Raw genomic sequence first — 10805 nt, forward strand, 5'->3', positions numbered from 1 at the left:
AGAGTGACCTCGTCCGTGCGGTACGGGGGCCTGAGAGATTCCGGGGAGGAGTTGCTCCTTCGGCGCCTCCGGATCGCTCCGGAGGACTCTCCCGCACAGGGTCAGCAGCCGTGTCCCAGCCTACCAGCGGGCCCGGGGCGGGCCGTCTCGAGTGGCCGACATCCCGGATCTGGCCTTTCGTAGTGCCTGTGGAGCAGCCGCGACCACCTGATGCAGTTGTGACCAGTGGGAGGCACCGTGCAGACCGACATCGATCCGCGCAGCCTGATCGGCCGCAAGGCCTTCGACCGTCAAGGTGCCAAGATCGGAACCGTGGACGAGGTCTATCTCGACGACGCCACCGGGGTCCCCGAGTGGGCCGCCGTGCGCACCGGTCTCTTCACCAGGGACGCGTTCGTCCCCCTGGAGCCGAGCGAATTCGTCGACGGCACGCTCGTGATCCCCTTCGAACGCTCCCTGATCAAGGACGCACCGGACTTCGGCGTGGGCCGCCATCTCTCCCCCGAGCAGGAACTGCAGCTCTACCGCCATTACGGGCTGGACGCCTCCCCCTCCGGCGGCAAGGGCCCCGACAGGGACTTCGGCAGGCTCGCCGGCCACGAGGAGTAGTCCACCGGGTCCCGCACCAGGCGAAGCGGGTCGGCCGGCCGCAGCTGCGGATCGTCGATCCGGAACGTGCGCACCCGGCCGGGCGGCGTCCACGGTTCCTCGAACCGCACAGTGACACGGCCGACGCCACTGCCCTGCACCCAGCCGTGACCGTGGACGTCGTGACGTACGTCGTGCCCGGCGGGCCATCGCCGCGCGGCGAGCTGCTCCTCACTCTCACGGGCATCCGGAGCTGACGCCTCCTCCACCGGGCGCTCCGGCTCGTCGGCGGCGTCGGCGGCCGCGGCCGCGGCTGATTCCTCTGCGGCGTGCTCCGCGTCGGCGGCCTGCGCGAACAGATCCTCCTGTGTGAAGTCCGCCAGCCCCGTGACGCCGACTCCGAGCAGTCGGACGCCACCGGTCGTGTCCACGGCCTCCAGAAGCCGTGCGGCGGCCTCCCTGACCACCGTGGGGTCGTCGGTGGGGCCGCGCAGCGTCTCGGACCTGGTGAGCGTCGAGAAGTCGTAGCGGCGCACCTTGAGGACGACGGTGCGCCCGGACCGGCCGGCACCCCGCAGGCGCTGCACGCACCGGTCCGCGAGCCGCTCCACCTCCGCCCTGACGCGCACGCGGTCGTGCAGGTCCACGTCGAAGGTGTCCTCGACCGACACGGACTTGGCGTCCCTCTCGGCGACGACGGGACGGTCGTCGTAACCCTGCGCCATGCGGTGGAGCGCGACCCCGTGCGCCTTGCCCAGCAGCCGCACGAGCTCGGCCTCTCCGGCCTCGGCCAGATGACTGACGAGAGTCATCCCGGCGCGCCGGAGATGGTCGCCGGTGGCCGGCCCCACACCAGGGAGGATGCGCACGGACATGGGTGCCAGGAGCTCACGCTCGGTGCCGGGCTCGATCAGCAGCAGTCCGTCCGGTTTCGCCTCCTCGGAGGCGATCTTGGCCAGCATCTTGGAACCGGCCAGGCCGACGGAACCACTGAGCCCGGTGACCGCTCTGATCACGGTGCGCAGTTGCCCGCCGACCGCACGCGCCGACGCCGCGTCGTCGGCGACCCCGCCGGCCTCCAGGTCGACGAAGGCCTCGTCCAGGCTGAGCGGCTCGACGAGCGGGGACATCCGTCCGAGCAGCTCCATCACCTGGTCGCTCACCGTCCGGTAGAGCGCGAAACGCGGGACCAGATACGCCGCGTTGGGCGCGAGCCGCCTCGCCTGTGCCATCGGCATCGCCGAATGCACGCCGAGAAGCCTCGCCTCGTACGACGCGGTGGCGACCACGCCGCGCATTCCCAGACCGCCCACCACCACGGGCTTGCCGCGCAGGCTCGGCTTCGCCGCCTGCTCCGCAGAGGCGTAGAAGGCATCCATGTCCAGATGCAGGATGGTGGGGGCTGCTCTCACATGGACCGATGCTGCCTTACGCCACTGACAACCGTCCCGCCCGGCGCACGCGACGCGCCCTGCCGCCCCGGCGCCTCAGCCGGCGCGATTGCGCCGCCGCGCCAGTTCGTCGGCGGGGTTGTGACCGATCAGGGTCTCCCCCGTGTCGACGCGCTCACCGTGGAGCTGGGACAACGCCGCGTCGACATCCCGCCAGACGACACCGACGGCGATACCGAAGACGCCCTGGCCGCCCTGGAGCAGATTCACGACCTCGTCGGGCGAGGAGCATTCGTAGACCGTCGCTCCGTCACTCATCAGGGTCATCCGCTCGAGATCCGTGAAACCACGCGCCCTGAGGTGCTGAACGGTGGTCCGGATGTTCTGCAGAGCGACGCCCGTGTCCAGGAACCGCTTGACGATCTTGAGGAGAACCACGTCCCGGAAACTGTAGAGACGCTGTGTCCCGGACCCGTACGCCGGACGTACGCTCGGTTCCACCAGTCCCGTACGCGCCCAGTAGTCGAGCTGTCGATAGGTGATCCCGGCCGCCGCGCACGCTGTGGGCCCCCGATAGCCGATGTCCCCTGCCACTGCCGCACCGTCCGCTGCCACCACCGCCGGCTGAACCGGCTGTCTGATGGAGTGGTCGGCCGCACTGCCGTGCTGCCGGTACGGCCCACCCGCAGCCGTACCGTCGCCGCTGCTTCTCACGCCGACCTCCGTCCTTGACCTGCCACCTCGAAGGTAGGCAGTCACCAGGGGTGCGTCAACGATCGCCACACTCGGCACGCCGAGTGATAATCACCCTGAGGGTGGTTTCCCGTGACTGATTTACGGGAACGGCTTGTCGGATGCGCTGACACCGCCTCCATGGACGGTCACTGGCTGTTGGTCCCGAAGTCCTCCGGCGAGATCTGATCGAGGAACTCGCGGAACTTCTCCACCTCGTCCTCCTGCTCGTCCGGGATGGCGATGCCCGCGTCGTCCAGCACCCCGTCACTGCCGTAGATCGGCGTGCCGGTGCGCAGGGCGAGCGCTATGGCGTCGGACGGCCGCGCGCTCACCTCGACCCCGCTGGCGAAGACCAGCTCCGCGTAGAAAACCCCTTCACGCAGGTCCGTGATGCGGACCTCGGTGAGCTCCTGGCCCACGGCCTCGAGCACATCCTTGAAGAGATCATGGGTCAGCGGCCTGGCCGGAGCCATGCCCTGCTGGGCGAAGGCGATCGCGGTCGCTTCCCCAGGGCCGATCCAAATAGGGAGATACCGGTCGCCTCCCACTTCACGCAGGAGCACGATCGGTTGGTTGGAGGGCATTTCCACCCGGACACCCACAACGTCGAGCTCGTTCACACAGCAACCCTAGGACGTGCCCGCCATGTTTGGATAGTCGGGCTCCTCCGCCCTCAGTGGAAGCTTGCCCTCAGAGCGGTCTGTACGAGCGCGGCATGAAGCCGGACGGAGAGATCCGCGAGCTCCCTCGCGGTGGCCTCCGCATGCGCCCTGGTCTGCGGGTTCCGGTGCCGGCGCAGGGGTGCGACCACCTGCTCGACCAGCCCCGCCTCACGCTCTGCGGCCGCCTTGACGGCCCTCAGATGCCGCGGTTCGAGACCGAATCTGCGCAGGTCCGCCACGAGCCGTGCCACCGTCACCGCCTCGGCGTCGTAGCTCCCGCCGTTGGCGGGCACGATCAGCCCGTACGACTCCCACTCGTCGAGCTGCTCCTCCGTGGCCTCGGTGGCGGCCAGGAGCTCGGAGCGTCCGATACGGGTGGCGGTGGCCCGCCCCAGGGCATGGTCCCCCAGGACGTCGGCAGGATCGCCCTGTCCGCCGCCAGACGGCAGCGCCACCTGCTCACCGCGTGCCAGGGCCTCCAGGTGCTCACGGATGACCTTGAGCGGCAGGTAGTGGTCGCGCTGCATGCGCAGGACCTGCGCCAGCCGTTCGACGTCGGCAGGGCTGAACTTCCGGTAGCCCGACGGCGTCCTCCTGGGTTCGATGAGCCCTTCCGCCTCCAGGAAGCGGATCTTGGAGATGGTGACTTCGGGAAATTCGTCGCGCAGTTGCAGAAGCACCGTGCCGATGCTCATCGCGCGCTCGCCCGCGGCGGCGGTGCCGTGACCGGCACCGCCTGTCGGTGTTCGCAGCATGGACCTTCCTGGGGGTCCCCCCGGACTACGTCCGGGGGAGGGTCACACGCCCCGCTGGCTCGCGTAGAAGACCAGTCGGTACTTTCCGATCTGGACCTCGTCGCCGTTGGTCAGCGCGACGGAATCGATGCGCTCACGGTTGACGTAGGTGCCGTTGAGACTGCCGACGTCGCCCACGGTGAAACTACCGTCCGCGTTCCTGCGGAACTCCACATGACGCCGCGACACGGTCACATCGTCGAGGAAGATGTCGCTCTGCGGGTGGCGGCCGGCCGTCGTCAGGTCGCCGTCCAGCAGGAAGCGGCTGCCGGAGTTCGGTCCGCGTCGCACCACCAGTAGTGCGGAACCCGCCGGCAGGGCGTCGACTGCGGCCTGAGCCTCCGGGGAGAGCGAGGGAACCGCCGTCTGGCCTGTCGCCTCTGCCTCGTACGCCTCGATACCGGAGATCGAGATGGTCGAGGTCGTCTCGGAGGCACGCTCGGGCACTCCGCCCCTCAGCGGCGCGCCGCAGTTGGAACAGAAACGGCTGGCCTCGGCATTGCGATGCCCGCACCTCGTACAAACCGGCATGGACGAGCCCTCCGGAGCGGGGGCGGACCCTCCACCCGTACTCGAGGTCGATGGTTCACCGAAACCTATGCGCCCTGCACCTCCGGGGTCAACGGACGACGCGCCGGACCCGCCGGTGCCTCCCTGGACCTCGTCGCGGAAGAGCGGGCGCTCCGAGCCCTGCTCCTCGGCGCTCTGACGCGGAGCGCGGTGGCGGGCAGCGCTGTTGCTGTCCTCGCGGGCGCTCTTTCCGAACAACTTCGCAAACAACTTCACGGGCGTTTCCCCTTGACCGAAATAGACCCGCCCGTGGGGCAGGACGAACCCTGAATGAACACACCTGCCGACCCGGACATCCTCACAACGTCCGTATCCACCCGACAGTTTCCACCACGCGTCACCGATCCGTTGCGCCGACCCCCCGCAACCTGGCGCCCGTGTCCTTCGAGCACAGCACACCGCCGCCTCACTGTGGCGACGACCGAGCGTGATCAGGCTGCTTCGCGGGCCGCACGGCGTCCACGACGATGTCGTCGGCACGCGCCACCTCGGCCGTGGCCTGCTCCTTCTCGAGCGTCTGCACGACCCCACCGGGAATGTTCAGAGCCGGCTCCAGGTCCTGTGGCTTACCGATGACCTTGAACTCGTAGGGAGACTCGACCTTCCGGCCGTCGACCCTCAACTCTCCCCCGTCACCGGAGAAGTATGTGTTCGCCACGACCCGCACACCGTTGATCTCGATGGCTTCGGCGCCCGCGGCGCGCAGCTCCTGGATGGTGTCGAGGAGCATGTCGGCCTCCACGGCGCCACCCGGATCGCTGATGGTCAGAGTGATGCCGGGGCCGTGTGCGGCGACGGTGCCCGCCAGCACACCCAGCTGCCGCTCCTTCTCGAGCGTCTGTTTGCGGGCCTCCTCCGCCTGGTCGGAGCTGTTCTCCAGTTCCGTGCGCTGGTCGTCGAGGCGCTGCTTCTCGTCCTCCAGGCGCTGGGTGCGGTTGTCCAGCTCGTCGAGGATGCGGACCAGGTCCTCCTGGCGGGCCCCACGCAGGGCGCTGTTGTCGCTGTTCGACCTGACCTGGATGGCCAGCCCCAGGCCGAGGACGAACAGCAGGAGCGCCACGATCAGTTGGGCCCTGCTCACCCTGGGCGGCCAGAGGCCTGCCCGCAGCCGCTGGCGCCCCGAGGCCTCCTCGGACCGGGCCGGCGGAGTCGGAGCGGGCCCGGACGCTTCGGCCGGGAGCGCGCCGGCGGGATCCCCGCTGCCGGGCCGGCGTGCGTTGTCCGGCTGCTGTGCGTCGCCCGGGTTCTGTTCGTTACTCATCGGCCTCACGCCCGGAAGACGTGCCGGCGGATGGCCGCGGCGTTGGAGAAGATCCGGATGCCGAGCACGACCACCACACCGGTGGAGAGCTGGGCCCCGACGCCCAGTTTGTCGCCGAGGAAGACGATCAGCGCGGCCACCACGACGTTCGACAGGAACGACACGACGAAGACCTTGTCCACGAAGATTCCGTCGAGCATGGCCCTCAGCCCGCCGAAGACGGCGTCGAGCGCGGCCACCACTGCGATCGGCAGATAGGGCTCGACCACCGCCGGCACTTCGGGCCGGACCAACAGTCCGACCACGACTCCCACGACGAGGCCCAGTACGGCGATCACGATGTGCCCTTCCCTGTGTCTGCCGCACCACTGCCCGTGTCTGCGGCCTGAGGCTCTGCTGTACGTACGATCAGGCTGGGCGCGGCCGGAAGGCGCACCTCCTCCTGCTCGGAGATGCTGGTGCGGATGTCGAAGCTCTCGTGCAGTGCCTGAAGATACTGGCCGTCCGCACTGTCCTGGAAGGCCGCGACGAGCTTCCTGCCGTCCCCCACCGCCTGCACCGTGTACGGCGGCACGAGCGGCCTGTTGTCGACCAGTATGGCGTCGCCCGCCGCGCGGATCGCGGAGAGGGCGGTCAACCGCTGCCCGTTGATGGCGATCGCTTCGGCACCCGACTGCCACAGGCCGTTGACCACACGCTGCATGTCCCGGTCGCGTACCCGCCCGGTGTCGGCGAAACCGGTGGACTCACGAGGGCCGCCACCGCCCTGGTCCGTGTCCTCGGCGTCGTCCACGACCAGCTTGATGCCGGGGCCTTGGACAGCGGTTGCCCCGGACAGCAACGCCACCAGGCCGCCCTGGTCGCCGCCGTGCTTCTGGAGCGCCTTGCGCTGCCGCTCGCCGACGTCCTTGCGCAGCTTGTCGACATCCGCCTCGAGCGTGTCCGCCGTGGAGGTCTCGGCGTTCACCCGGTCGATGAGCTCCTCGCGTTCCTTGGCCACGACGGGAGCGGCGACCTGCGCCTCCGCCGCACCGAGCGTCACCACGAGAGCCGCGAGCACCAGACCTGCGGCGAGACCCAGCTTCGCCTTGAGGGTGCGCGGCATCCCGTCGCGGCCCTCGGCGCGTCGCCGTTCCGAGGCTTCGGCGTAGCCCTCGTCGAGGCTGTGTTCCATCACCGTGGTCAGCAGCGACATGGACGCGTCGGGGCGCGGACGCGGCGGGGCGCTACTCCGATCGGGGGGCGGCTGCGACATGCCGCACATCGTCGCACGTCATGCCTGCTGCCGCCGAATGGCCCCACCGTCGGTCCGCGAGCCGTGTGCTGCGTGCGGCTTGCGGACCGACGGTCACCTGCTCAGTCGCCGGCGCTGTCCACGACCGCCGCCCACTCGTCGAGCAACGCCTGGGCGGAGGCGTCGTCGGGACCCTCGGCCCACAGGTGCGTGACCGCTTCCGCACGGTCGGGAAGCACCATCACCCAACGGCCGTCGGTCTCGACCACGCGGACACCGTCGGTGGTGTCCACGCTGCGCTCCCCCGCCGCCTCCACGACCCGCCGCATGACGAGCCCCTTGACCGCCCACGGGGTGGCGAGGTCCCGGCGCAGCACATGGGCACGTGGGATCCGGGCATCGATCTGGCTGAGGGTGAGCTGCGTCCTGGCCACGAGGCCGATGAGCCTGACGAAGGCGGCCGCACCGTCGAAGACACTGCTGAACTCGGGAATGATGAAGCCGCCACGGCCGTCACCTCCGAAGATCGTGGTGTCCTCGCGGCCCACCCGCGTCAGGTCGTCGGGGGACGTGGTCGTCCACTCCACCTGCGTGCCGTGATAGGCCGCGACCTGTTCGGCGACGCGGGTCGTCGTCACCGGCAGGGCCACACGGCCGCTCCTCCGCTCGGCCGCGACGAGGTCGAGCATGACCAGCAGTGCCCGGTCGTCCTCGATGATGCGGCCCCGCTCGTCCACGAGGGACAGCCGTTCACCGACGGGGTCGAAGCGAACGCCGAAGGCGGCCCGCGCTGACGACACGATCTCGCCGAGGCGCACCAGGCCGGCCCGCCGCGACTCGGCGGACTCGGTGGGGCGGGACTCGTCGAGCCCCGGGTTGATCGTCAGCGCGTCCACACCGAGTCGTCCGAGCAGGCTCGGCAGAACAAGCCCGGCACTGCCGTTGGAGGCGTCCACGACCACCTTGAGGCCCGCGTCGGCGATGCCACTCGTGTCGACGTTACGGAGCAGAGAGCCGGTGTAGGAGTCGAAGACGCTCGACGGGAAGTGGAGGTCGCCGATCTCCCCGGGGAAGGCCCGGCGGAATTCCTGACGGGCGTAGACGCGGTCCAGCTTCTTCTGACGTGCCTGGGAGAGATCGGCTCCCCGCTCGTCGAAGAACATGATGTCGACCGAGTCGGGCACCCCCGGAGACGTACGGATCATGATTCCGCCGGCGCTGCCCCGCGCGGTCTGCTGGCGGGCGACCGGCAGCGGCACGTTCTCCAGGTCGCGGACATCGATGGCGCTGGCCTGGAGGGCCGAGATGACCGCTCTCTTCAGTGCGCGCGCACCACGGGAGTGGTCACGGGCCGTGGTGACGGTCGCACCCTTCTTCAGGGTCGTCGCGTACGCGCCGGCGAGCCGGACCGCGAGCTCCGGGGTGATCTCGACGTTCAGGATCCCCGAGACACCACGGGCGCCGAAGAGATGCGCCTGTCCCCGCGACTCCCAGATCACCGAGGTGTTGACGAAGGCACCGGCTTCGATGGTCTTGAACGGGTAGACGCGGACATTGCCCTGAATGATCGATTCCTCACCGACCAGGCACTCGTCGCCGATCACGGCGCCGTCCTCGATGCGCGACGCCCGCATGATGTCGGTGTTCTTGCCGATCACGCAGCCGCGCAGATTGCTCTGCTCCCCGATGTACACGTTGTCGTGGACGACCGCCCGGTGCAGGAAGGCGCCCGACTTCACGACGACGTTCGATCCGATGACGGTGTGTTCACGGATCTCGGCGCCGGCTTCGATCTTGGCGTAGTCACCGATGTACAGCGGCCCCCGCAGCACGGCGTCGGGATGGACCTCGGCGCCTTCCGCCACCCAGACCCCGGGCGAGATCTCGAACCCGTCCAGCTCCACGTCGACCTTGCGCTCCAGCACATCGGCCTGGGCCTTCACATAGCTCTCGTGCGTGCCCACGTCCTCCCAGTAGCCCTCTGCGATGTAGCCGCAGATGAGCTTGCCTTCCTTCATGAGCTGGGGGAACACATCACCGGACCAGTCCACGGAGGTGTCGGCCTGGACGTAGTCGAAGACCTCGGGCTCCATGACGTAGATGCCTGTGTTCACCGTGTCCGAGAAGACCTGGCCCCAGGTCGGCTTCTCCAGGAAGCGTTCCACTTTTCCGTCTTCGTCCACGATCGTGATCCCGAACTCAAGAGGATTCGGGACCCGCGTGAGGCACACCGTGACGAGTGCGCCTTTCTCCTTGTGGAATGCGATGAGGTCCGTGAGATCGAAGTCGGTGAGGGCGTCGCCGGAAATCACCAGGAAGGTGTCGTCCTTCAGGGCTTCCTCGGCGTTCTTCACGCTTCCTGCGGTACCGAGTGGCTTCTCCTCATTGGCATAGCTGAGCTCCATCCCGAGCTCCTCGCCGTCGCCGAAGTAATTCTTGACGAGAGAGGCGAGAAACTGGACGGTAACGACTGTCTCGTTGAGCCCATGCCGTTTGAGCAGCCGCAGCACATGCTCCATGATCGGCCGATTGGCCACGGGCAGGAGCGGCTTGGGCATGCTTGAGGTCATGGGGCGAAGGCGGGTGCCTTCACCGCCTGCCATCACGACGGCCTTCATGTCGGAAACGTCCTCCTTGAAGAGACGACGGTCTAGCCGACTTCACCCGTCGGGGCACCACCACAGCATCCGGTGCGGGCCGGCGGCACTGCGCGGCTCCACATCAACGAGCTAATCGGCTACTTTATCCGCCTTGACCAGACGGCGGACCTGGACCACATAGAGGATCCCTGCCCACCAGTAGAGGGTTGTACCCCACCCAGCGAACGCCCATCCGAAAATGGTGCCCAGCGAAGCAAGCCAACCACTTCCGTCGCTGAGCAGCAACAAGGGGAAGGCGTACATCAGGTTGAACGTTGCAGCTTTCCCTAGGAAGTTCACCTGCGGCGGCGGGTAGCCGTGCCGCCGCAGGATTCCCACCATGACAAGGAGCATCAGTTCCCGGGCGAGGAGAGCCGCGGTCAGCCAGAGTGGCAGGATCTCCCGCCAGGTGAGCCCGACGAGGGTCGAGAGAATGTAGAGACGGTCGGCGGCCGGGTCCAGGAACCGGCCGAGGCTGCTGATCTGATTCCACCGGCGGGCGAGCTTGCCGTCGAGGTAGTCACTGACTCCGCTCAGCATCAGGACCAGCAGGGCCCAGCCGTCGCTGTTGGACCCGCCGAACACGGGGCGAAGAATCAGCCACAGGAAGAGCGGTACGCCGACGAGGCGAGCCATGCTGAGGATGTTGGGGATGGTGAGTACTCGGTCCGTCTGAACTCGAGTCTCCTGGACCTCCACCCGGGGGCCTCCTGTGAAGAACGTGCCAATGATGCCCCTGACCTTACCCTCAGTCTCCGAGCTCGGGTGCACAGGGGTGGGGTGGAGGCGGTGAACGCAGAAAAGCCCCGTGCCACAAGGGCACGGGGCTAGTCCGGAATAATAGTTCGGCGGCGTCCTACTCTCCCACAGGGTCCCCCCTGCAGTACCATCGGCGCTGAAAGGCTTAGCTTCCGGGTTCGGAATGTAACCG

11 protein-coding genes, 1 rRNA gene and 1 riboswitch are annotated in these 10805 nt (G+C 68.4%); of the genes, 1 reads left to right on the plus strand and 11 read right to left on the minus strand.

All coding sequences use genetic code 11. The features are described from left to right. Positions 1 to 8: 8 nt before the first annotated feature. A riboswitch (glycine riboswitch) is annotated at positions 9 to 104 on the minus strand. A 133-nt stretch (positions 105 to 237) separates the two neighbouring features. Next, positions 238 to 609 carry a PRC-barrel domain-containing protein gene (locus ACIREO_RS27960; RefSeq protein ID WP_404115058.1) on the plus strand — a complete coding sequence of 124 codons (372 nt, stop codon included), beginning with the start codon at positions 238 to 240 and terminating at the stop codon, positions 607 to 609. On the opposite strand, the gene ACIREO_RS27965 is transcribed toward ACIREO_RS27960, so the two are convergent. The 11 genes from ACIREO_RS27965 to rrf form a co-directional block, all read right to left on the minus strand. Further along, positions 531 to 2000: a DNA polymerase IV gene (locus ACIREO_RS27965; RefSeq protein WP_404115060.1), complete on the minus strand. Its 1470-nt coding sequence runs from the start codon at positions 1998 to 2000 to the stop codon at positions 531 to 533. The two genes, ACIREO_RS27960 and ACIREO_RS27965, sit on opposite strands and share 79 nt — an antisense overlap. A gap of 75 nt (positions 2001 to 2075) precedes the next feature. Beyond that, positions 2076 to 2693, minus strand: a complete 618-nt coding sequence (locus ACIREO_RS27970) for a MerR family transcriptional regulator (protein WP_404115062.1) — start codon at positions 2691 to 2693, stop codon at positions 2076 to 2078. A gap of 167 nt (positions 2694 to 2860) precedes the next feature. Continuing rightward, positions 2861 to 3334, minus strand: coding sequence for a bifunctional nuclease family protein (locus ACIREO_RS27975; RefSeq protein ID WP_006123076.1), 474 nt, complete (start codon positions 3332 to 3334; stop codon positions 2861 to 2863). A gap of 53 nt (positions 3335 to 3387) precedes the next feature. Next, a complete protein-coding gene (locus tag ACIREO_RS27980) occupies positions 3388 to 4131 on the minus strand; it encodes a MerR family transcriptional regulator (RefSeq protein ID WP_404115064.1) in 744 nt (247 codons plus the stop codon). Positions 4132 to 4173: 42 nt separating this feature from the next. Further along, complete coding sequence (locus ACIREO_RS27985; protein ID WP_404115067.1) at positions 4174 to 4956, minus strand: FHA domain-containing protein; 783 nt, start codon at positions 4954 to 4956, stop codon at positions 4174 to 4176. Between the two features lie 190 nt (positions 4957 to 5146). After that, positions 5147 to 6001: a DUF881 domain-containing protein gene (locus tag ACIREO_RS27990; protein ID WP_404115070.1), complete on the minus strand. Its 855-nt coding sequence runs from the start codon at positions 5999 to 6001 to the stop codon at positions 5147 to 5149. A gap of 5 nt (positions 6002 to 6006) precedes the next feature. Further along, positions 6007 to 6339, minus strand: a complete 333-nt coding sequence (locus ACIREO_RS27995; RefSeq protein ID WP_003970459.1) for a small basic family protein — start codon at positions 6337 to 6339, stop codon at positions 6007 to 6009. Next, a complete protein-coding gene (locus ACIREO_RS28000) occupies positions 6336 to 7256 on the minus strand; it encodes a DUF881 domain-containing protein (protein ID WP_404115072.1) in 921 nt (306 codons plus the stop codon). The genes ACIREO_RS27995 and ACIREO_RS28000 overlap by 4 nt, the downstream gene beginning before the upstream one ends. 101 nt (positions 7257 to 7357) lie before the next feature. Then, entirely contained in the window at positions 7358 to 9853 is a 2496-nt protein-coding gene (locus tag ACIREO_RS28005; protein WP_404115074.1) for a sugar phosphate nucleotidyltransferase, read from the minus strand. A gap of 111 nt (positions 9854 to 9964) precedes the next feature. After that, a complete protein-coding gene (locus tag ACIREO_RS28010) occupies positions 9965 to 10573 on the minus strand; it encodes a CDP-alcohol phosphatidyltransferase family protein (RefSeq protein ID WP_404115076.1) in 609 nt (202 codons plus the stop codon). 144 nt (positions 10574 to 10717) lie between these two features. Then, a 5S ribosomal RNA gene (gene rrf / locus ACIREO_RS28015) occupies positions 10718 to 10805 on the minus strand; the annotation flags it as partial.

The organism is Streptomyces sp. NPDC102441, from assembly GCF_044765585.1.
Lineage (GTDB): Bacteria > Actinomycetota > Actinomycetes > Streptomycetales > Streptomycetaceae > Streptomyces.

Bases quoted from the DNA above. Each gene is read 5' to 3' on its own strand.
- ACIREO_RS27980 (WP_404115064.1), bottom strand. From the start codon at position 4,131: ATGCTGCGAACACCGACAGGCGGTGCCGGTCACGGCACCGCCGCCGCG.
- ACIREO_RS27990 (WP_404115070.1), bottom strand. From the start codon at position 6,001: ATGAGTAACGAACAGAACCCGGGCGACGCACAGCAGCCGGACAACGCA.
- ACIREO_RS28000 (WP_404115072.1), bottom strand. From the start codon at position 7,256: ATGTCGCAGCCGCCCCCCGATCGGAGTAGCGCCCCGCCGCGTCCGCGC.
- ACIREO_RS28005 (WP_404115074.1), bottom strand. From the start codon at position 9,853: ATGAAGGCCGTCGTGATGGCAGGCGGTGAAGGCACCCGCCTTCGCCCC.